This is a genomic window from Streptomyces sp. NPDC027962 (assembly GCF_055566095.1).
On record NZ_JBVHTA010000014.1, the window covers coordinates 83,140 to 104,847 of the forward strand.

The window sequence follows — 21,708 nt, forward strand, 5'->3', positions numbered from 1 at the left end:
GCGCAAAGGCGGGGATGTCGGGGACGGCATGTCAGCCGAAGCGACCCGAGATGTAGTCCTCAGTGCGCTGGTCGGAGGGGTTGGAGAAGATGCGCTCCGTCTCGTCGTACTCGACGAGGCGTCCGTGGCGCACGCCGTGGTCATCGACGTCGGCGGTGAAGAAGGCGGTGCGATGGGAAACGCGCGCGGCCTGCTGCATGTTGTGCGTGACGACGATGATCGTGAACTCCTGGGCGAGGTGCTCCATGAGGTCCTCGATCTTGGCGGTGGCGATCGGGTCCAGTGCCGAGCAGGGCTCGTCCATGAGGATGACCTCGGGTTTGACCGCGATGGTGCGTGCGATGCACAACCGTTGCTGCTGGCCTCCGGACAGGGCCAGGGCGGAGGTCTTGAGCTTGTCCTTGACCTCGTCCCACAGTGCGGCATGGGTGAGCGTCTCCTCGACGAGGTCGTCGAGGTTGCCCTTGAAGCCGCCGACGCGGGGGCCGTAGGCGATGTTGTCGTAGATCGACTTGGGGAACGGGTTCGGCTTCTGGAAGACCATGCCGATCCGGCGGCGGACCTCGATGGGGTCGACGTCGCGGCCGTACAGGTCCTCGTTGTGGTAGTGGACCTTGCCGGCCACGCGGGCGGTGGGGACGAGGTCGTTCATGCGGTTGAAGCAGCGCAGCACGGTCGACTTGCCGCAGCCGGACGGGCCGATCATCGCGGTGATCTGGCGATGCCCGATGTTCATGTTGACGTCTCGGACCGCTTCGTGGTCCCCGTAGAAGACCGAGAGGCTGCCGACCTCGAAGACGGGGCTGACGAGGGACGGCGCTTCGCGGAAGGTGACTTGGGGGGAGCGGGTGCCGCCGGGGGCGTCGGAGGGAGGGGTCATGGCGGTCTCCTGCGGATTCGGAGAGTCGGCGGGCTGGTGGAGCTGGTCGCTCACGGAGGTCATGGCGGTCACCAGGTGCGGGAGTAGCGGTTGCGCAGCCAGATCGCCAGGGAGTTCATCGCCAGCAGGATCGCCAGCAGGATGACGATGGCGGCGGAGGCGAGGGAGACGAACTCGGCGCGGGACTGGCTGATCCAGTTGAAGATCTGGATGGGCAGGACGGTGAACTGGCTCTGCACGCCGCTGGGGTTGAACGTGATGAAGGTCAGACCGCCGAGCAGCAGCAGCGGGGCCGCCTCACCGATGGCGCGGGACAGGGCCAGGATGGAGCCGGTGGCCATGCCGGGGACGGCGGAGGGAAGGACCTGGCGCCAGATGGTCTGCCACTGGGTAGCGCCCAGGGCCAGGGATGCCTGGCGGATGGACTGCGGTACCGCCCGGATGGCCTCGCGCGAGGAGATGATCACCACGGGCAGCACCAGCAGGGAGAGCGTCAGCGATGCGGTCAGTACGGTCTGCCCGAAGCCCAGGCCGCGGGAGATGACGCCGAGGCCGAGGATGCCGTAGACGATCGACGGAACGGCGGCCAGGTTCTGGATGTTGATCTCGATCGCGCGGTTCCACCACCGGTCCGGATCGGCGTACTCCTCCAGGTAGATGGCGGTGAGGATGCCGGTCGGCAGGCAGTAGACGGCGGTGAAGCCGATGACCCAGACCGTGCCCATGATCGCCGACTGGGCACCGCCCTGCGTCGGGTCGATGTAGTCGGGGAAGTTCATCCACAGCCGCGGGTCCAGGCGCGACCACCCCTCACTGATCACATAGGCGAGCAGCGAAGCGAGGAAGACGACGGCGACGGCGAGCGAGGCCAACAGGCTCAGGTGGAAGAACCGCTCGCGAAGAGGCGTCCCCCTGTCTTTCAGCCGGGGAGCGTCGTCATGGAGAACGACATCTCGGTCGATGACTTTGGAACTCATTCGTACACCTCGCGGTACTTGCGCACCAGACGGATGCTGAGCAGGTTCATCACCAGGGTCATCACGAAGAGCAGTGCGCCCACGGCGAAGATCGTCTGGTAGCCGGTCGAGCCGGTGGGCAGGTCGCCGATGCCGGCCGCGGCGATGAACGCGGTCATCGTCTGCATGCCTTCGAGCGGGTTGAAGGACAGGTTCGGCTGTCCGCCGGCCGCGATGGCGACGATCATCGTCTCGCCCAGGGCCCGGGAGATGCCGAGGACGACGGCGGCGACGATGCCGGAGAGCGCGGCGGGGAACACGACGCGGGTGGAGACCTGCATACGGGAGGAGCCGAGGGCGAAGGCGCCGTCGCGCAGCGCGCGGGGCACGGCGCTCATCGAGTCCTCGGCGAGCGAGGCGATCGTGGGGATGATCATGATGCCCATGACAAAGCCCGCGGCGAGCGCGTTGAAGATCTGCGGTCCGTCACCGGCGGGCCAGATGCCCTGCAGCAGCGGGGTGATGGCCTTCAGCGCGAAGAAGCCGTACACGACGGTGGGGATGCCCGCGAGTACCTCGAGCAGCGGCTTGAAGACCTTGCGGACGCGCCGGTTGGCGTACTCGCTCAGGTACACCGCCGCACCGAGGCCCAACGGGACGGCCACCAGGAGGGCGATGAGGGTGACCATCAGGGTGCCGCCGACGAGCGGCAGAACGCCGAAGGACGGCGGCTTGAACAGCGGCGACCAGTTGGTGCCGGTGATGAACTCACCGAAGTTGACCTTGGAGAAGAACTCGCCGGCCGGGGGGATCAGGGCGACGACGATGCCGATCGTGGTCAGCACCGAGACCAGCGAGGCGGCTACCAGGAGAACCTTGATGACCTTCTCGCCGTAGCGCGGCTGGGACCGCTTCAGGAAGCCGGGGCTTCCCGAAGCGGCCCGCCGGTCGGAGACGCTTGAACTCACTTCCGTGCGGCCTTCAGCGTCTCGAGGTCCTTCTCCAGCTCCTTCTGCTGCTCGGCGTTGAGCGGCACGAACTGCGCCTTCTCGGCAATCTCGGCACTGTTCTCGACGTAGTACTCGACGAACGCCGCGACCTCCGGCTTCTCCAGGGAGGACGCCTTCGGGTAGATGAACAGCGGCCGACCGAGCGGGGTGTACGTGCCGTCCTGGACCGTCTGGACGCTGGGCGCGACACAGCCGGCGCCGCCGTCGATCTGGACGGCCTTCAGCTTGTCCTTGTTCTCCTCGAAGTAGGACAGGCCGAAGTAGCCGATGCCGCCCTTGGAGCCCGACACGCCGGTCACGGTGACGTTGTCGTCCTCGCTCGGGTTGTAATCGGTACGCGAGGCGCCCTCCTCACCGTTGATCGCGTCGGTGAAGTAGTCGAAGGTGCCCGAGTCGGTGCCGGCACCGAACAGTTCCATCTTCTGGTTCGGGAACTTCGGGTCGACCTGGTTCCAGTTGTTCACCTTGGAGCCGGGCTCCCAGATCTTCTTCAGCTGCTCGACGGTGAGGCACTCGACGAAGTCGTTGTCCTTGCTCACCACGACGGAAAGCCCGTCATTGGCGACCGTGAACTCCTCGAACTTCACCCCGCCCTTGTCACAGGCGGCCTTCTCCTCGTCCTTGATCGGGCGGGATGCGTTGGAGATCTCGGTCTCACCCGCACAGAACTTCTCGAAGCCGCCGCCCGTGCCGGAGGTGCCGACCGTGACCTTCACTCCCGGGTTCGCCCCCTGGAAGAGCTGGGCCGCCACCGTGGACAGCGGGGCCACCGTGCTCGAACCGTCAGCCTTGATGCTTCCGGACAGCTTGTCGCCGTCCCCGCCGCCGGAGCCGGCATCGGCGCCGCCGCACGCACTCGCGGCCAGCATCACAGCAGCCGTCAGAGCCAGGGGAGCCTTGGCCCGGCGCAACGAAGTGGAAATGTTCACGACTCTCGACCCTCGTGTCTGCCGGGATGGTCCCCGGCTGTCTGGATCAGGTGCGCAGCGCGCTCCGTTCGGACACCTGGATCGAAGCTGGCCTATATGAACACGCGGTGTACGGGAGGGCCATCAGACATGAACGATAGCTGGTCATCTATATAGATGGATCATGTTTCAAGGTGACCGCGGATCCGGGGCCCGGCCGCCACCTGCGCTTCGCGTGACCTCCTGCAGCCGGTAGGGCGACGGGGGCGACGCGGGGCACCGACGAGCAAGTCGACCACCAGCCGGGGCACCTACGGCAGAGTTCGGCCGCCGTTCACCACCCGGCCGCCTATGAGTGAACCAAGTGCGCCTAGCGTCACGGATCGACGGTCACCTATATGGCCGGTCTTCGCCCCCAATCAGCGTGGAGGAACTCGTGCTCGATCAGCCCGACGGCCGCACGGACCGCTCAGCAGACCTGCCCGTGCTGCCCAGCCACAACACGGCGCGGTCCGCGCTCACGTGCCGCTACCGGTGCGGCGACGCCTGCTCCCACGACGCCCCGAACCGCTCGCTCAACACCTACTTCGGCGACATCGTCCACCAGGTGTCCCGCCGGGGCGTGCTCAAGACCGGCACGGTGCTCGCCATCGCTGCCGCCGCCGGAACAGCGGCCGCCCCCGCCGCGGCGAGCACGGCGACCAGGAGCGGCACCCACCGCGGCGAGGACCGCCTGCCCCGCGGTCTGCGCTTCGACGCCGTACCGCCGAACACCGCCGACGCCGTGACCGTCCCCGCCGGCTACGCCCAGCAGATCGTCATCCGCTGGGGCGACCCCGTCCTGCACGGCGCTCCCCGCTTCGACGCCCGCCGCCAGAGCGCCCGGGCCCAGTCCCGCCAGTTCGGCTACAACTGCGACTACATGGCGCTGCTCGACCTGCCCCGCCACCGCCACGGCGACCAGCTGCTCGTCGTCAACCACGAGTACACCAACGAAGAAATCATGTTCTTCGGATACGACCCCGCGAACCCGACCCGCGAGCAGGTCGAGATCGCCTGGGCCGCCCACGGCCTGACCGTCCTCACGGTCCGCGCCGACCGCCGTTCCGGTCGGCTGTGGCCGGTCACCGGCGACGCGCTCAACCGCCGCATCACCGCCACCACCCCGTTCGAGCTCACCGGCCCGGCAGCAGGCAGCCACCTGCTCAGGACCAGTGCCGACCCCACCGGCCGCACCGTCCTCGGCACGCTGAACAACTGCGGTGGCGGCGTCACCCCCTGGGGGACCGTCCTGTCCGGCGAGGAGAACTTCAACCAGTACTTCGCCAACGCGGCCGCCGTCACCGACCCCACCGCCAAGCAGCGCCTCGCGCGCTACGGCCTCCCGGCCGGGACAAGCGGGCGCCGGTGGGAACTCTTCGACGACCGCTTCGACCTCGCCAAGGAGCCCAACGAGGCGAACCGGCACGGCTGGATCGTCGAGATCGACCCGTACGACCCCACCTCCGTGCCGCGCAAGCGCACCGCACTCGGCCGGTTCAAGCACGAGGCCGCCGAGCCCCGCCTGACCCGCGACGGCCGCGTCGCCCTCTACATGGGCGACGACGAACGATTCGACTACCTCTACAAGTTCGTCTCCACGAACCGGTTCAAGAAGGGCAACAGCCGAGCCGCCCGCGAGCACAACCTGCGGCTCCTCGACGAAGGGACCCTCTACGTCGCCAAGTTCACCGGCGACAGCCCCGCCGCCGAGATCGACGGCACCGGCACGCTCCCCGACGACGGCGACTTCGCCGGCTCGGGCACCTGGATCCCCCTCGCCACCGGCAACACCTCCCACATCTCCGGGATGACCGCCGACGAGGTCTACGTCTTCACGCGCCTGGCCGCCGACAAGGCCGGCGCCACCAAGATGGACCGCCCCGAAGACGTCGAGCCCCACCCGCACACGGGCCGCCTCTACGTCGCCCTCACCAACAACAAGGACCGCGGCGCGGCCGGCAAGTCCGGACCGGACGAGGCCAACCCGCGCAACGGCAACAAGCACGGCCACATCCTCGAACTCGACGAACACCGCGGCGACGCCGCCGCCACGTCCTTCGCCTGGCGGCTGATGCTGGTCTGCGGCGACCCCAAGGACCCCTCCACCTACTTCGCCGGCTTCGACAAGAACCAGGTCAGCCAGATCTCCTGCCCCGACAACATCGCCTTCGACGAGCACGGCAACCTCTGGCTCGCCACCGACGGCGCCGCCCTCGGAGCCCACGACGGCCTCTTCGCCGTCCCGGTCAAGGGCCCGCACCGCGGCCACGTCAAGCAGTTCCTGACCGTCCCCAAGGGCGCCGAGACCTGCGGCCCGATCATCACCGACGACCGCATCCTCATCGCCGCCCAGCACCCGGGCGAACTCGACGGCGCCACCGCCGAGAAGCCTGCTTCCCTGTGGCCCGACGGGCCGGGCAGCATCCCGCGGCCGTCGGTCGTGGCCGTGTGGAAGGCCGGCCTCCACAACTGACCCCACCCGCCATGCCCGGCCCGCCTCACGGCGGACCGGGCATCGCTCATATACGAGTCCCAGCTCCTCCCGGAGCGACAACCATCGAACGGGGCCGGCATCGACGCGCCGGGGAGCGCTGCCACTATTGATCGCGAGGCTTCACCGTTCGCTTCACCGGAGCTCAGCCGATTGCGCACCAGTCGTCGCCACGATCGCTGCTCGCCCGGTCCGGATTCCGTCGCTTCCCTGCTGGTGCTCCTCGCGTGTTGAGGCAGCCGAAGCCCCTCTGCCGGTCAGGTCACGAAGCGAATCTCCTCAGGTCCGCGGCAAGCGAGGCGATGGCCGCTGGATTGCGCGGGCTTTCCACCAGCTCCGCGTAGTCGAGGACCACGATCCGGTCGTTCTTGACGGCCGAGACGCCGGCGAGTGGGGGGTAGGACTTCAGGAACTTCCGCTTCTGGTCCGCGGTGGTGTCTCCGTAATCGTTGATGACGATCACCTCGGGGTCGCGCTCCACCACGGTCTCCCAGCCGACCGTCGCCCAGCTGTCCTTGAGGTCCTTCATGACGTGATCGCCACCCGCCCTGGTGATGATGTCGTGCGGCCCGGCGTACAGACCCGAGGTCAGAGGCTTGTCCTGCCCGTCGTCGTAGAGGAAGACGCGCGGGCGGTCAGCGCCCTTCAGGGCCTTCGCCTGCGCTTCGGCCACCTGCTTCTTGAAGTCCGCGACGAGGGCCTCCGCACGGTCCTCGACGTCGAAGATCTTTCCCAGGTTCCGCAGATCGGTGTACAGCGCTTCGAGCGGCGGCATCACCCCACGCGCCTTTGCCTGCCCGTTGCGGCACGATTCGCTCAGCAGATACGAGTCGATGCCCACCTTCTCCAGCTCGGCGGGACTGAAGCCCTCCCCCTCGTTGAAGCCGTAGTTCCAGCCCGCGAAGACCAGATCGGCGCGGGCGTCGAGGACCAGCTCCTTGTTGATCGTCTTCTTCGAGAGCCACTTCGTCTTCTGGTAAGCGCCCTTCCAGGGAACGGCTGTGAGGTCGCCCCTGTCGTCGGGCATCACGTAGCCCGCCATATGGCCCTCGAGTCCGAGCGCGAACATGATTTCGGTGATGCCGACGTCATTGGTGACCACACGCTGTGGCGCCTTGTCGTAGCTCTTCTTCTGGCCGCAGTTCTCGATGGTCACCGGATAGTGGTCGCCGCGTGCCTTGGCACCGCCCCCCTCCCCGTCCCGAGTGGTGACCTCCGCGCCGCATCCGGTGAGCACCAGGGCGGCGGCGAGTGCGACTGCTGCGGGGCGTACGAGATTCGGCATGATGGCCATGACTCCTCAAGAAGCGGGCTGAGTGGGCAGGAGACGGTCGAAGAGCAGTTGTACGGCGCCGGACTCCGGATGCGGTACACGGTGCGCCCGTACGCCGAAAACCTCGGCCAGCAGCTCGGGCGTGAGCACGTCGTGCGGTGCGCCGGAGGCGACGATCCGGCCGCTGTCGATGACATGGAGCAGGTCGCAGTGGAGCGCGGCGAGGTTGAGGTCGTGCAGCGCGGTGAGCACGGTCAGCCCACTGCCGCGCACCAGAGCCAGGACTTCCAACTGCTGGGCTATGTCGAGGTGGTTGGTGGGCTCGTCGAGTACCAGTACGCGCGGCTGCTGCGCGAGCGCGCGGGCGATCAGGACCCGTTGCTTCTCGCCGCCGGAGAGGGTGAGGAAGCCGCGGTCGGCGAGGTGGCCGGCGCCGACCCTCACCAGCGCGGTCTCGCACGCCTTCCGGTCCTCGTCGGTGGTCCGGGCCACCGACCCCTGGTGCGGCAGCCGCCCCATCGCCACGACCTCGGCGACCGTGAAGTCGAACTCGGTGACCGCCTCCTGGGGCAGGGCGGCCAGCCGGCGGGCGCCTTCGCGCGCACTCAGGGAGTGCAGGTCCTCACCGCCGAGCCGGACCGTACCTGCCGAGGGGCGCAGGGCCCGGTAGACGCACCGCAACAGGGTGGACTTGCCGCTGCCGTTGGGCCCGACGAGGCCGACGACCTGCCCGCTGCCCGCTCGGAGCGTGGCTTCCCGCACCAGCCGCGTGCCGGCGATCTCGACCGTCAGTGCATCTATCTCGACCCGCATCACGCGCCTCCGAAGGTGTAGGAGCGGCGGCGCATCAGCAGGACGAAGCACGGCACGCCGATGACGGCGGTCAGCACACCCACCGGCAGCTCGACGGGCGCGAGCACCACACGTGACAGGATGTCCACCCAGATCAGCAGGACGGCGCCCGCGAGTGGGGCGACGGCCAGCAGCCGGCGATGGTCCGCGCCGACCAGCATCCGTGCGGCGTGCGGAACCATCAGGCCGACGAAACCGATCGCACCGCTCACCGCGACCACCGCCCCCGTGACGGCGGCACAGACCAGGAACAGCTCCTTGCGCAGCCTCCCCGCGTCCACCCCCAGCGCGGCCGCGGTCTCGTCACCCATCGCCAGGGCGTTCAGGCGACGCGCCGACACGGTGAGGTGGACGAGGCCGACGAGCACGGCTCCCGCCGCGATCGGCACGGAGGCCCAGCTGGCTCCGCCGAGGCTCCCGAGCAGCCACATCATCGCGGAGCGGGCCGCCTCGCCGCGCTCGGCCGCGAACACCATGAATGTGGTGACGGCCGAGAAGCCGTAGTACATCGCGGTGCCCGTCAGGACGAGCCGCAGCGGGGTCAGACCATCAGCGGTGCGGGCGATCGCGTACACCAGCGCCATGGCGAGGAGCGCTGAGAGGAACGCCGCCGTGGACAGGGCCCACAGACCGAGAGCGCCGAAGGCTCCGAAGAGGAGGACGGCATTGGCGCCGACGGCCGCGCCCGAGGAGATACCGAGGACGAACGGGTCGGCGAGGGCGTTGCGGACCATGGCTTGCACGGCGACGCCGACGGCTGACAGGCCGGCCCCGACGACGGCGGCCAGCACGGCTCGTGGAAAGCGCAGTTCCCACACGATGGTGTACGCCGAGACTTCGTCATGGGTTATGGATCCGCCTGTCAGCCCGGCCCACAGATGACGCAGCACCTCGCCCCAGGACAGCCCCGACGCCCCGATCCCCGCCCCACAGACGATGGAGAGTACGAGCGCGGCGCACAGGGTGGAGAAGAGAAGGGGCAGTGATACCCGCTTGGGCGGCGCGGGGCCGACGCCGCTGCGCGCCGTGTGAGGTGGCGCGGCCGGTTCGAGTTCGAGGGGGGTGGCCACGGGCGGATCGCCTTCGCCTCGGGCCGTGCACCCATGTGAGTACAGGCGCGGCCCGGGACGCGGGGCGCCCTGTGCAGCACCCTCTCGCAGTCCACGGCGAATTGACAGGAGCCTTCACCACCGCGGGTAATCGGGCTCACAGAGCCGCGTGTTGGGCTCCGCCTACCGTTGCGGGTCAGCGCCGGACTTCGACCGGACTTCCCCCGCGGGGCGGCTTGCAGCATAGCGTGTGCGGAAGGGTGCCCCTTCCGTCATCGAAAGGATGTCGCTCTCGACAGGGATCGGGAGAAGCACCGGGGCATACCCGGCTGAAGCTCTCCATTTGAGCGACACCGGTTCCTTGGTTCGGTGTGCCGGGCCGAGGGACCGAATACGGTGCACGTCCAGTACGGAGCGTGAACGGCGGAGTCGGTCGTGTGGCCCGGCGGCCGTACCTGGGAATCTGCCGGCGCGCGGCCCGCGCCGCGATCGTGCCGGCATCGTGGTGCGGGGTCTGTCGGCCCCTTGGGCCGAGCCGGACAATGATGTCTCAGACGCGCGTGCGGGCCGGCAGGCGCGCGGTGGTCTCCATCAGCCGGACGCTGAACGGGTGCTGGGGAGCGGTGAGGAGCTGCCGCGCCGGTCCCTCTTCGACCAGGTTGCCGGCCTCCAGTACGGCGATGCGGGTGGCCAGTGCGGCCGTGGCCAGGTCGTGGGTGATCAGCACCAGGGACAGGTCGCCACGGTCACGCACGAGTCCGGCGAGCGTGTCGAGGATTCCCTGCCGGGTGACCGTGTCGAGGCCGGAGGTGATCTCGTCGCAGATCAGCACACGCGGCCGGGCCAGCAGGGCGCGGGCCAGCGCGGCGCGCTGGAGTTCACCGCCGGACAGCCGGCCGGGGCGACGGCGTACGAGGTCGTCGGTCAGGCCGAGGCCGGCGAGAGTGGTCAGCGCTTCGGCCAGGGCGTCCGCCTCGGCCTTCCCGCGCAGCCGCACCGCCGTTCGGGCCACCTGGTGGAGGACCGTGCGGTGTGCGTCGAACGCCGCCCTGGCGTCCTGGAAGACGTACTGAACCGCGGCGAGTTGCTGACGCGTGCGGCCCCTCAGGCTGCGCGGGAGAGGGGTGCCGTCGAGGAGGATCTCACCGTCGTGGTTCCGGTGCAGGCCGGCCAGGCAGCGGGCCAGGGTGGTCTTTCCGCTGCCCGAGCGGCCGACGACAGCAAGGCATTCGCCGTCGCGGAGGGTGAGTTCGGGGGCGCGGAGCACAGCCGTCCGGCCGTGGCGGGCGGTGAGGGGCCCGGTCCGGAGGACCGCGCCGCCCTCGGATTCCGGCTCGATGCGGGTGGTGGCGGATTCGGATGCCAGGAGTTCGGCCGTCCAGGGGTGCCGCGGTGCGAGCCACAGGCGCTCGGCCGGCGCGGATTCGACCACATGCCCGTCACGCATGACCAGGACCTCGTCGGCGAGAGCGCGTACGACGTCCAGGTCGTGGCTGAGCAGGACGACGGCGATCCCTTCCCGGGAAACGGCGGCCAACTGGTCGACGATGCTCCGCTTCGTCAGGGCGTCCTGGCCTGTGGTGGGCTCGTCGGCCACCACCACCCTGGCACCGAGCAGCAGCGCCTGGGCGAGGACGACGCGCTGCTGCTGGCCGCCCGACAACTGGTGGGGGAAGCGCCGCAGCATCGCCGCCGCGTCGGGGAGCTGTGCCAGCGACAGGGCCCGAAGCACTCGCTCGCGGACGGCGGTCCGGCGCTCCCGCAGCGGCAGACGGCGTACCTGCGTACGGGCGATGTCGCACAGCAGCGCGCCAGTGCGGCGTGCGGGATTGAGTACGGCGCCCGGGTGCTGCGGGACGTAGCCGACCAGGCCGTCGGGGACGCGCACGTCACCGGTCACGCGTGCGCCGGCCGGGTACTCGCCGAGCAGGGCGAGGCCCGTGGTCGTCTTGCCGCTGCCGGACGCGCCCACCAGGGCGGTGATTCTGCCGGGGAGCACTCGGAGATTCACTCCGTCGACGATCGCCCGGCCGCCGATCTCCACGCGCAGGTTCTCGATCTCCGCGACCGCGTTCACGGCGTTCACGTCCGTTTCCTCTTCTTCAGTCCGGCGTCGACGAGCAGGTTGGTGCCCATGGTGAGGGCGACGATGAGCAGGGCGGGCACGACCACGGCCCAGGGCTGGACGAACAGCCCGATGCGGTTGCGGTCCACCATCACCGCCCAGTCGGCCGCGTCGGGCTCGACGCCGACGCCGAGGAACGCCGCGGTGGCGACGAGGTACAGCACACCGGTCAGCCGGACGCCCGCGTCGGCGGCGAGCGTGCGGGTGAGGGACCGGCCGACGTAGCCGACGGCCGTGCGCCACCACGTCTCGCCCTGCATGCGCAGCGCTTCGACCGCGGGGCGCGACGCGGCCTCGGCCGCCGCGGCCCGCACGATCCGGGCGGCGTCGGGGATGTTGACGAGCGCCACCAGCAGGGTGAGGCCGACGGCACCCGGCGTGAAGACGGCGGCGGCGAGCAGGATCATCAGCAGCGACGGCACGGCGAGCAGCACATCGAGGGGCCGCATCAGCAGCTCCTCCAGCCAGCCGCGGTGAGTGAGCGCGGCGAGGAGCCCGACGGGGAACGCCACGAGGTAGGCCAGGCAAGTCGCGGCCAGCGCCACGAGCACCACGGAACGCCCACCGAGCAGGATCTGGCGCCAGACGTCCCGGCCGACGAAGTCGGTACCGAGCCAGGGTCCGCCGCCGAGTGTGAACGAGGCGGCGCGGGGCCCGGGGTCGCCTGCGAACACCGGCCCGAGGAGGGCCAGGGCGAGCGGTACGCCGACGACGACGGCGCCGAGTGCGAACCGGGATCTCACGCGGCCACCTCCGACCGGGGGGCGAGGCGGCGCGCGACCAGGTCGGCGCCGAGGTTGAGGACGACCGTGGTGACGCCGAAGACGACGGCCAGGCCCTGGACCACGGGGACGTCGCGTTCCGCGACGGCGTTGATCAGGACGGTGCCGAGGCCGGGGATCACGTACAGCGCTTCCACGACGATGACACCGCACAGCAGCCAGTCGACGGTGCGGGCCAGTTGCTGGGTGGCGGGCGCCATGGCGTTGGGCAGGGCGTGTCCGTACCGGATGCGCAGGCCGGGGATGCCGTAGCGGCGGGCGTGTGCCGCGTACGGCGAGGCCAGCGCGTCGATCATGCCGGCGCGTACGAGGCGGGCGAGGGAACACACCGGGCGGGAGAGCAGGACGAGCACGGGGAGGACCAGGGCTGCGGGGTGGGCGAGGAGGTCGGTGCCGTATCCGACGGCGGTCGGCGGGAGCCAGCCCAGGCGCAGGGCGAAGACGGTGACCAGCAGCACACCGAGGGCGAACTCGGGTACGGCGTACACGCCGAGCGTCACCGAGCTGACCAGCCGGTCCACGAGTCCGCCCTCGTGGCGGGCGGCGAGCACGCCGAGGCCGACACCGATCGGGACGAGGAGCGCGACCGTCAGGGCGGCGAGCAGCAGTGTCGGTCCGAAGCCGTCCGTGACGTACGTGCTGACGGGCCGCCCGGAGGCCAGGGAGGTGCCGAAGTCGCCGTGCAGCAGCCCGGCGGCCCAGTCGGCCAGACGTTCGTGCGCGGGCCGGTCGAGTTCCATCGCCTCGCGGATGGCCGCGATGCGCTCCGGGTCGGGCTGATCGCCGGCGAAGGCGACGGCGGCGTCGCCCGGCAGCGCCTCGGTGAGGGCGAAGACGAGCAGCACGACGGCTGCCGTCTGCGCGACGCCGAGCAGCAGCCGCCGGGCGACCCAGGACCGTGGTCCCGTCACGCGAGCCATGCCTTGTCGAAGCGCGCCCAGTCGAGGGAGTTGGCCGGCGCCTTGGCCTCGACGCCCTTGACGTTACGGGCGGTGCCGAGGATCCAGTCGGCGAAGCCCCAGATCAGGAAGCCGCCTTCGGCGTGCAGGCGGCGCTGCATGCGCTCGTAGACGGCGGCGCGGGCGGTCTTGTCCTTGGTGGACTGAGCCTGCTGGTACAGGGCGTCGAAGTCCTTGTGCTCCCACTTGGTGGCGTTGGTGGTGGAGCCGGTGAGCAGGCGCTGGGAGATGTGGGCCTCGATGGGCATCGCTCCGGAGCGGTAGGAGGCGAACGTCCCGGAGTCGAGGATGTCCTTCCAGTAGCTGTCCTTGCTGCCGGTCCTGACGGTGACGGTGACGCCCGCCTCGGCGGCCTGGTCGCGGAAGATGGTGGCGGCCTCGGTGAACCCGGCGGCGACGGGCGAGGTGTCGAGGGTGACCTTGAGGCCCTCGGCCCCGGCCTGCTTGAGCAGCGCCTTGGCCCGGTCGAGGTCCTGTTCCCGCTGGGGCAGGCTCGCGGCGTAGTACTCGTAGCCCTTGCCGAAAAGGTCGTTGCCGATCTCGCCCGCGCCGGAGAGGGCGCCGTCGACCAGTTCCTGACGGTCGGCGATCAGGAAGAACGCCTCCCGTACCCGCTTGTCGTCGAACGGCGGGCGGTCGGTCTTCATGACGAAGCCCTGCATGGCGCTGTTGCGCAGCCGGACGATCTCGATCTGGCCCTTGCCCTCGTGGGCACGGGCAGTGGTGGGATTGAGCTCGTGGGCGTACTCGATCTGGCCGCCGAGGAGGGCATTGACGCGGGCGGACTCCTCGTTGGCGACGACGAACTCCAGCTCGTCCAGGTAGGGGGCGCCGTCCCAGTGGTCCTCGTTGCGCTTGAAGACGGCGGACTTGCCGGGGGCGAAGGAGACGAAGCGGAAGGGGCCGCTGCCGACCGGCTTCCTGTCGAAGTCCTGCTCGCCCTCGGGCACGATGTAAGCGCCGAACGCGGCGAGCACGTTGGGGAACTCGGCGGTCGGGCGCTTGAGGACGAACTCGACCGTCCGGTCGTCCAGCGCGCGGCTGGCCCTCAGGTCGATGGGCTCCAGCGACGCCTTGGCGCGGAACGCCTTCTCCGGGTCGGTGATGCGCCGGTAGCTGTAGAGGACATCGGCAGCGGTGACCGGCTTGCCGTTGTGGAAGTCGGCCTCCCGGAGCGTGACCTTCCAGCGGTCCAGGCCGGCGCCCGGCTCCCACTTCGCGGCGAGCCGCGGCTGGGCGGACAGGTCGGGGCCGTAGTCGGCGAGCTTGTCGAAGAGGGCCTTGGCGCGGGCCACGTCGACGAAGAGGTTGGCGAGGTGCGGGTCGAGCGTCTCGCTCGCGCCGCCGCCGGCGAACGCCGCGCGCAGGCGTCCGCCGCGCCGGGGCTTGCCGCCGCCCTTGGCCGTGTCGGCGGCCGGCCCGGACCCGGCGCAGCCGGCCAGGGCGAGGGCCCCCAGGCCGGCAGCGCCTCCGGCGGCGGCGAGGAAGCCTCTGCGGCGCAGACCGGGGAGGCGTGGGTCGTTCACGGGACTTTCGTTCACGGGGACGTCGTTCATGGCGGTGTTCCTTGCTGCTGTGCGAGCGGATGGACGCGTGGGGGGGGCGGATCAGGGTGGAGCGCGTGGGGTTCAGGGGGTGCGGCAGGCGACCAGGTGAAGCCGGTCGCCGTCGGCCGTCGCGGCGGGCAGGTCGCCTTCCTGCCACGGCGGTTCGGTGCGCGGGCCCGGCCCGTCGTGCAGGGCGAGCACCTCGAAGCCGTGGGCCGCGAGGAGGCGGCGCAGCTCCTGGGGGAAGAGCAGGCGCCACGCGGAGCGCTGCTCGACCGGCGGGGAACCGTCGTCGGCGGTCCACACCCGCGTGCGGCGCAGCAGTTGGGCTGCCCTGTCCACGTACAGGGTGGTGGTGGAGCGGTAGGCGGTGCCCTGCCAGGTGAAACCGCTGACGGACGGGGCGTCGAGGAGTTCCGTACGGCCCAGGAAGAAGGCGCCGTTGCGCATCTCGGCGACGAGCAGGCCACCGGGCGCCAGCGATCGGCCGCAGGACGTCAGGAAGCCGCCGAGCTGGTCGTTCGTGTGGCAGTACAGCAGGGCGCTGTCCAGGCACACCACCGCGTCGAAGGCCCGCTCCCCCAGGTCGAACGCGTGCAGGTCGGCCCGGACGTACGCGGGGCCGGGGTGCTGGACGCGGGCGTACGCCAGCATCGCGTCGGACAGGTCGGCGCCGGTGACGCTGCGGCCGGCGCGGTGCAGGTACGCGGCGTCGCGGCCGGTGCCGCAGCCGATGTCCAGGACGCGCGGACCGGGCGGCCCGTACCGGCGCAGGCAGTCCTCGGTCCAGCGCCCGGCAAGCCGTTCGGGGTCGGGGAAGCGGGCCTCGTACAGCGTGGGGTTGTCGGTGAGCAGGTTCGCGGTGGTGGCGGTCATGCGTGGCGCGCTCCTCATACTGTCGCCGGTGCGGTCGCGGGGCGGGCGGGAAGGACCCGGCGGCGGTGCAGCCAGGCGACACCGGCGGCGGACGCGAGGCCGAAGACCAGGCAGCACGCCCACGGCAGCCACGGCGTGTCCGTGCGCTCACCCGCGTCCATGGCCCAGCCGACGATCGCGTTGCCGACGGCGGCGGCGATGCCGGAGACCACGTAGAACAGGCCGAAGTAGGTGCCGGTGAGTTCGGGCCGGCCGAAGCCGGGGATCAGTTCCATCACGAACGGCTGGGCCATCATCACGCCCAGGTAGAGCAGCAGGGCGCCGGCGAGGACGGGCAGCGCGCGCAGCGCCGTGTCCGCGAGGCCGTCGGGGGCCGTGCCGTACCCCGACACCGCCATGGGTGGTACGAAGGACAGCCCCATCAGTCCGAGTCCGGCGCTGATCCAGCGCGCCCAGCTGCCCCGTTCCTTCAGCGCGCGCGTGACGCGCAGCTGGAGCCAGAGGTTGGTGAGGGTGCCGACGAGGAGGACGAGCCCGGCCGCGCCCTCCCAGCCGGTGGCCCGCCGGGCGCCGTCGGGAAGCAGCAGGTACAGCTGGTTCTCCATGGTGAACATGCCGACCATGGCCAGGGCGAAGGCCAGGAAGCCCCGGTTGCCGATCACCTCGCGCCAGTCGGCGACGACGCTGTTGCCGGTCGGCGCGACCTGGCGGGCCGGGAGCACCAGTGCCTGGGCGACGGTGAGCACCGCGAAGATCCCGGCCGCCGTGAGCGCCGAGGCCCGGAAGTCGACCAGCAGCAGGGCGCTGCCGAGCAGCGGCCCGATCAGGGCGCCGGTGGTGGCGAAGACGTTGAACAGGGCGAACGCCTCCGCCTTGCGCTCCCCCGCCTCCAGGGCGAGATAGGCCCGCACGGCCGGGTTGAAGAGCGCCCCGGCCAGGCCGCTGAGCACGGAGGCGGCGAGGAGTACGGGCAGCCCGTCGCCGAGCGCGAACAGCCCGAAGCCGACGGTGCGCAGGGCGCATCCGGCGATGATGACGCCGCGCGCTCCGAGCCGGTCCGATGCCGTTCCGCCGATGAGGAACAGCCCTTGCTGGCTGAGGTTGCGCACGCCGAGCACGATGCCGACGACGGCCGCCGACATCCCCAGGTCCTCGCTCAGGTGCAGGGCGAGGTAGGGCACGAGCAGGTAGAAGCCGGTGTTGACGCCGAGCTGGTTGACCAGGAGGAGCCGGATCGCGAGCGGGAAGCCGCGTATCTCGCGCCATGTCTTCATGCCGGGGCCTCCGCGGCGTCGCGCCGGCGTACCCCCAGGCCTGGGCCCGAGCTCGCGCGTACGGTGCCGTCGGTGCCACCGATACCCGTCCACGGATCGTCGGCGAGCAGCAGATGGCCGTCGAGGTCGACCCAGCGGGCTCGGTCGGCGAGGTGTACGGCAGGGGCGATGCCGAGGGTGCTGGCGGTCAGGCAGCCGAGCATCAGCTCGGTTCCGGTGCCCGCGATCAGTTCGGCGATCCGCAGGGCGGCGCTGACGCCACCGCACTTGGCGAGTTTGACGTTGATTCCCTGGACGCGTCCCGCAAGGCGGCGCGCGTCCTCGTGGTCGACCGCGTCCTCGTCGGCGATGACCGGCAGTGGCGAGCGCTCGGCGAGTTTCGCCAGCGCCTCCGGATCGCCCGGGGCCAGGGGTTGCTCGACGGCCTCGACACCCAGCTCCGCGAAGAGCGGCAGCAGCCGCTCGGACTCCTCGACGGTCCACGCCCCGTTGGGGTCCAGCAGCAGCCGGGCGTGCGGTGCTGCGGCGCGGACAACCCGTACGCGGGCCAGGTCCTCGGCCGGGTCCGGGGCGCCGGCCTTGAGCTTGAGGACGGAGAACCCGTCCCGTACGAGGCGCGCCGCCTGTGCTTCGGCCCGTCCCGGTGTGGTGATGCCGATGGTGCGGGCGGTCGCGGCGGAGGGCGGGGTTCCCTGGGCACCCAGGAGCTGGTGGACCGGGACGCCCGCGCGCTTGCCGACGAGGTCGAGCAGCGCGGACTCCACGGCCGCGCTCACGGCCGGCGGGGCGGCCGCCTTCCTGGTACCGGTCCGGAAGGCTTCGAGGGCGGTCTCGGGATCGGCGAAGTGGGCCAGCCATCGGGATTCCGCGTGCAGCAGCCGCCCGAGGGTGCCGGCGTCGAGGCCGTAGTACGCGCTGGTGACGGCCTCTCCGTGGCCGCGCCGCCCCTCGTGTTCGATGGTCAGCCATACGGCCTCGCGGGCCGCCATCGTGGAGCGGGAGATGCGCAGCGGCTCGGTGAGTTCGAGGCGTGCGGTGCGCTGACTGGCCTTCACGGGTTCTCTTCCGGGGTCGTGGCGAGCGGGTCGGTGACGGTGCGGCACCGGGCCCAGCCGGTGGCCTCCACGGCCTTGGGGTGCGGTATTTCCACGGGGCGGGTGGCGGCGGTGGCCGGGTCCGCGCCGTGGGCGGTGGTGAAGTCGTCGTCGAACACGTTGCCGAGGTAGCGGTGCGGCCCGTCGGGGAAGACCGTGGCGACGACGGCGCCCGGGTGAACACGGGCGGCCCACGCGGCGACGAGGGCGACGGCGCCGGTGCTCCAGCCGCCGCTGACGAAGTTGCCGTAGGCCAGCCTCCGACAGGCGTCCGCGGCCTCGGCGGGGCCGACCCAGTGGACCTCGTCGAAGGCGTCGTAGGCGACGTTGCGCGGGTGGATGCTGCTGCCGAGGCCGCGCATGAGCCGGGGCCTGGCCGGCTGGCCGAAGATGGTGGAGCCGGTGGCGTCCACGCCGATGAGCAGCAGGCCGGGCCAGTGACGCCGCAGCGGGCCGACGATCCCGGCGCTGTGGCCGCCGGTTCCGACGCTGCACACCAGCACGTCGAGGTGGTCGAGCTGGGCGGCCAGCTCGGCCGCGAGGGAGGCGTAACCCTCCTTGTTGTCGGGGTTGTTGTACTGATCGGGCCAGTACGCGTCCGGGAGCTGCGTGAGCAGTTCGCGGAGCCGGGCGAGTCGGGCGGCCTGCCAGCCGCCCTCGGCCGCCGGGCGGTCCACCAGTTCCAGCCGGGCCCCGTAGGCCCGCAGCAGCTGCCGCATCGACGGCTCCAGTTCGGTGTCCCCGACCAGGACGATGGGGTGGCCGAGGGCCTGTCCGGCGAAGGCGAGTCCGATGCCGAGCGTCCCGGAGGTGGACTCCACCACGGCTGCGCCGGGGCGCAGTTCACCCCGTTCCTCGGCGCCCAGCAGCATGGAGACGGCGGCCCGTGCCTTCATGCCGCCGACGCCGAGTCCTTCGAGCTTGGCCCAGAAGCCCGGCTGCGGGCACGGCAGGTCGACTGTGACGCGGGCGAGCGGGGTACGGCCGAGCAGGCCGAGGAGTTCCCGGTTGCCCTCTGTGCGCGCGGGTTTGAGGACGGCCGTGGTCACAGGGCGGCTCCGTAGCGGTGGATGGTCCCCGGGCCGCCGTCCAGCCAGAAGAAGGGGTACGGCTCCGCGCACACCCCGCTGACGCCCGCACCGATCAGGCGGGGCAGGACCGCGCTGCCGGTCTGCGCGAACATCACCAGGGGTGTGCCGTGCCGCCGCGCGTGCTGTCGCAGCGGCTCGAAGCTGCCGTTGCCGAGGGTCATGCCGGAGGCGAGGACCGCGTCGCAGCGCTCCAGCTCCGCCAGGGCGTCGGTGCGTACGGGCTCGCCCCATTCGGTCGTGCCGCCCTTGAGGTCGCAGGGGATGTACGCGAGACCGCGCGCCCGCAGGGCCTCCAGCAGCGAGTTGACCACGCCCACCACGAGCACGGTGGCGCCGGGCGCCACGTCGACGAGGTCCACGACGGCTTCGGCCCTGGCGCGGGACTTCTCCAGCGACGTGCCCGCGGGTAGCGGGAAGGGCCGCGCGCCGTTCGCGGGACCGTGGGGCAGGGCGTGCATCAGGTACGCGTCGAGGGCGGCGACCCGGACCGGCGGCAGCTCGTGTGCCAGAAGGCCCGCGATGTCCGCGCCGACGCAGTCCTCGACGGCGCCGTCCGGCAGTTGGCCGGGCTCGACCGCGCAGGAGCCCACGGCTTCGGCGAGGCGCAGGCTGAGCACTTCGTTGCGGTAACCGGAGCCGCGTCCTTCGTGTCGTACCGCCTGACGGGTGGTGAAGGCCACCGCGATCCGCTGGGTGCGCGGGTCGGGGCCGATTCCGCCGGCCAGAACGCGCTGGACGAGGTCGTCGTACGAGGAGGCCAGGACGCGTATGCCGGTGCGGGCGGTCATCGGGTCACCACCCGGGGGCGCAGCTGCGCGAGAAGGGCCTCGACTCGGTCGCGGGCGCCCGGACCCTGAGCGTCGCCGGCCATGACGTGGCCGAGGTACTCGTTGTTGCTGCCCGCGGCCTTGACGGCCTTGCCGGGGTCGGCGAGCCGGAGTTCCAGCAGGCCGTCCGCCGCGCGGACCGCGTCGGAGCCGTCGACGGCCTCCAGGACTCCGTCCTGGTCCGGCACCAGGAAGCCGATCGCGGCGCTGGTCAGTCCGGTGGCGCGGCGACTCAGGTCCGGTTCGCGGCCGAGGGCGACGTCCACGCAGACGGCGGCGAGGTCGATGCCGGTCACGTGACGTATGAGCTCGGTGATGCGGTTGCCGGCCGGCCGGGGGTTGACCTCGACCAGGCGTGGCCCGTCCGCCGTCAGTTTGACCTCGGTGTGGGCGACGACCCCGTCCAGTCCGAGCGCCTTGAGCGCCTGGCGCGCGGTCTCCTCGACGGCCTGGGTGTCCGCCGGGTCCAGGGCGGCCGGGAACATGTGCCCGGTCTCGATGAACGCGGGAGTCCCGCCGATGCTCTTGTCGGTGATGCCGACGATGTGCACGGCCCCGCCGTACGACACGGTCTCGACGCTGACCTCGGGACCGTCAAGGAGCTGTTCGAGCAGGACCACGGGGTCGCGGCGCTGTCCGCGGGCGTTGACGGGGAAGGCGGCGAGCGCGCGGTGGGCGTGTGCCAGCGCGGCCTCGTCGTCGACGCGGCGTACGAACATCCCGGCGCACAGGTCCACGGGCTTGAGCACCAGCGGGTAGCCGATGTCGCGAGCCGCGGCGGCGGCCTCGGCCCAGTCCGTGCACACCACGAAGCGCGGTCCCGGCAGACCGGCCTCCGCCAGCACCCGGCGGGTCGCGTCCTTGCGGCACGCGTTCTCGACCGACTCGGGCGTGGGGCCGGGCAGTCCGAGGCGCCCGGCGATCCGGGCGGCCGTCCGGAGGTAGTAGTCGCATGAGGTGATCACCCCGTCGAAACGCAGCAGCTCGTTGGCCCGCTCGACGAAGGACAGCAGCGCGTCGGTGTCGTTGGTCTCCGTGGTGAGCACATGGCGGGCCGCGAGGAGCGGGTGCGCGGTGCCCTCCGGGGCGGAGCGCAGGTAGTGGTGCAGGTCACGGGTCAGGAAAGTGAACTCGTGACCGGCCTCGCGGACGGCCCGTGGCAGCAGCCTGCTCATGGACCCGACCCAGCTCTCGACCATCAGCAGATGAGCCACGACTTCCCCTTCACACAGACGCTATTGAGGTTGGTTCAGGTCGTGGCGGCGGCGCCGTCGACGGCGCGCTCGCTTGACCGAGGAGGACATTATCGATAATCGTTTTCATTGTCATCTGTCGAAACGCAGCTTCTCTGAATGCGAGACACGTGCCAGCCGCCGTACGCCCCCGGAACGCTCCGCGCGCCCCCTTGCCACGACCGCCGCGCCTGCGGCACCCGGAACGGACCGGACGGCGAACGGACACGTCTTGCCGTTCCGCGGGTGCACGCCTCCGGTACGCCCGGGGAGCGCCGCGGTGTTGCTCCGGAGACCCCGGAAGCTCCCGGCACGGCGGGCCAGGGCCGTCGTACGTAGTCCGCGGCAACGCGTGCGGGGACGGAGCGGCGCCTGCAGATCTGTTCGACGGCGCGCTACCGGCGGTGCCCGTGCACGGAACCGGGTCCGGATTGCCGACA

Annotated in this window: 18 protein-coding genes; 1 reads left to right on the forward strand and 17 read right to left on the reverse strand. The window is 71.0% G+C overall.

What is annotated here, in order from left to right:
* Positions 1-31: 31 nt before the first annotated feature.
* From pstB to ACZ4SA_RS15945, 4 genes are all read right to left on the reverse strand, one after another.
* A complete protein-coding gene (gene pstB, locus ACZ4SA_RS15930) occupies positions 32-880 on the reverse strand; it encodes a phosphate ABC transporter ATP-binding protein PstB (RefSeq protein ID WP_468274593.1) in 849 nt (282 codons plus the stop codon).
* Between the two features lie 68 nt (positions 881-948).
* Positions 949-1,857, reverse strand: a complete 909-nt coding sequence (gene pstA / locus ACZ4SA_RS15935) for a phosphate ABC transporter permease PstA (RefSeq protein WP_468274456.1) — start codon at positions 1,855-1,857, stop codon at positions 949-951.
* Positions 1,854-2,804 (reverse strand): phosphate ABC transporter permease subunit PstC, encoded by a 951-nt coding sequence (pstC, locus tag ACZ4SA_RS15940; protein ID WP_468274457.1) that lies wholly within the window; start codon positions 2,802-2,804, stop codon positions 1,854-1,856. The genes pstA and pstC overlap by 4 nt, the downstream gene beginning before the upstream one ends.
* A complete protein-coding gene (locus ACZ4SA_RS15945) occupies positions 2,801-3,775 on the reverse strand; it encodes a PstS family phosphate ABC transporter substrate-binding protein (RefSeq protein ID WP_468274459.1) in 975 nt (324 codons plus the stop codon). The genes pstC and ACZ4SA_RS15945 overlap by 4 nt, the downstream gene beginning before the upstream one ends.
* Positions 3,776-4,190: 415 nt before the next feature.
* Between ACZ4SA_RS15945 and ACZ4SA_RS15950 the strand changes: the two genes are divergently transcribed.
* Positions 4,191-6,269: a PhoX family protein gene (locus tag ACZ4SA_RS15950; RefSeq protein WP_468274461.1), complete on the forward strand. Its 2,079-nt coding sequence runs from the start codon at positions 4,191-4,193 to the stop codon at positions 6,267-6,269.
* 280 nt (positions 6,270-6,549) lie between these two features.
* On the opposite strand, the gene ACZ4SA_RS15955 is transcribed toward ACZ4SA_RS15950, so the two are convergent.
* The 13 genes from ACZ4SA_RS15955 to ACZ4SA_RS16015 all read right to left on the reverse strand — a co-directional run bounded on the left by ACZ4SA_RS15955 (position 6,550) and on the right by ACZ4SA_RS16015 (position 21,250).
* Positions 6,550-7,572, reverse strand: a complete 1,023-nt coding sequence (locus ACZ4SA_RS15955) for an ABC transporter substrate-binding protein (RefSeq protein WP_468274596.1) — start codon at positions 7,570-7,572, stop codon at positions 6,550-6,552.
* Between the two features lie 15 nt (positions 7,573-7,587).
* Positions 7,588-8,373: an ABC transporter ATP-binding protein gene (locus ACZ4SA_RS15960; RefSeq protein WP_468274464.1), complete on the reverse strand. Its 786-nt coding sequence runs from the start codon at positions 8,371-8,373 to the stop codon at positions 7,588-7,590.
* Positions 8,373-9,482 carry a FecCD family ABC transporter permease gene (locus ACZ4SA_RS15965; RefSeq protein ID WP_468274466.1) on the reverse strand — a complete coding sequence of 370 codons (1,110 nt, stop codon included), beginning with the start codon at positions 9,480-9,482 and terminating at the stop codon, positions 8,373-8,375. The genes ACZ4SA_RS15960 and ACZ4SA_RS15965 overlap by 1 nt, the downstream gene beginning before the upstream one ends.
* A 529-nt stretch (positions 9,483-10,011) precedes the next feature.
* On the reverse strand, positions 10,012-11,547 hold the full coding sequence (locus ACZ4SA_RS15970) for an ABC transporter ATP-binding protein (RefSeq protein ID WP_468274469.1): 1,536 nt from the start codon (positions 11,545-11,547) through the stop codon (positions 10,012-10,014).
* The gene (locus tag ACZ4SA_RS15975; RefSeq protein WP_468274472.1) at positions 11,544-12,329 is read right to left on the reverse strand and encodes an ABC transporter permease; all 786 of its coding nucleotides are present in this window, start codon (positions 12,327-12,329) and stop codon (positions 11,544-11,546) included. Before ACZ4SA_RS15975 ends, ACZ4SA_RS15970 begins: the two co-directional genes overlap by 4 nt.
* Positions 12,326-13,279, reverse strand: a complete 954-nt coding sequence (locus tag ACZ4SA_RS15980) for an ABC transporter permease (protein ID WP_468274475.1) — start codon at positions 13,277-13,279, stop codon at positions 12,326-12,328. The genes ACZ4SA_RS15975 and ACZ4SA_RS15980 overlap by 4 nt, the downstream gene beginning before the upstream one ends.
* Complete coding sequence (locus ACZ4SA_RS15985) at positions 13,276-14,883, reverse strand: ABC transporter substrate-binding protein (RefSeq protein ID WP_468274477.1); 1,608 nt, start codon at positions 14,881-14,883, stop codon at positions 13,276-13,278. Before ACZ4SA_RS15985 ends, ACZ4SA_RS15980 begins: the two co-directional genes overlap by 4 nt.
* A gap of 72 nt (positions 14,884-14,955) precedes the next feature.
* Positions 14,956-15,750 carry a class I SAM-dependent methyltransferase gene (locus ACZ4SA_RS15990; RefSeq protein WP_468274479.1) on the reverse strand — a complete coding sequence of 265 codons (795 nt, stop codon included), beginning with the start codon at positions 15,748-15,750 and terminating at the stop codon, positions 14,956-14,958.
* Positions 15,751-15,764: 14 nt separating this feature from the next.
* Positions 15,765-17,024: an MFS transporter gene (locus tag ACZ4SA_RS15995; protein ID WP_468274481.1), complete on the reverse strand. Its 1,260-nt coding sequence runs from the start codon at positions 17,022-17,024 to the stop codon at positions 15,765-15,767.
* A complete protein-coding gene (locus tag ACZ4SA_RS16000; RefSeq protein WP_468274483.1) occupies positions 17,021-18,079 on the reverse strand; it encodes an enolase C-terminal domain-like protein in 1,059 nt (352 codons plus the stop codon). The genes ACZ4SA_RS15995 and ACZ4SA_RS16000 overlap by 4 nt, the downstream gene beginning before the upstream one ends.
* Positions 18,076-19,167: a PLP-dependent cysteine synthase family protein gene (locus ACZ4SA_RS16005; RefSeq protein ID WP_468274486.1), complete on the reverse strand. Its 1,092-nt coding sequence runs from the start codon at positions 19,165-19,167 to the stop codon at positions 18,076-18,078. The genes ACZ4SA_RS16000 and ACZ4SA_RS16005 overlap by 4 nt, the downstream gene beginning before the upstream one ends.
* Positions 19,164-19,997 carry a Rossmann-like domain-containing protein gene (locus ACZ4SA_RS16010; protein WP_468274489.1) on the reverse strand — a complete coding sequence of 278 codons (834 nt, stop codon included), beginning with the start codon at positions 19,995-19,997 and terminating at the stop codon, positions 19,164-19,166. Before ACZ4SA_RS16010 ends, ACZ4SA_RS16005 begins: the two co-directional genes overlap by 4 nt.
* The gene (locus tag ACZ4SA_RS16015; RefSeq protein WP_468274490.1) at positions 19,994-21,250 is read right to left on the reverse strand and encodes an ATP-grasp domain-containing protein; all 1,257 of its coding nucleotides are present in this window, start codon (positions 21,248-21,250) and stop codon (positions 19,994-19,996) included. Before ACZ4SA_RS16015 ends, ACZ4SA_RS16010 begins: the two co-directional genes overlap by 4 nt.
* Positions 21,251-21,708 lie beyond the last annotated feature (458 nt).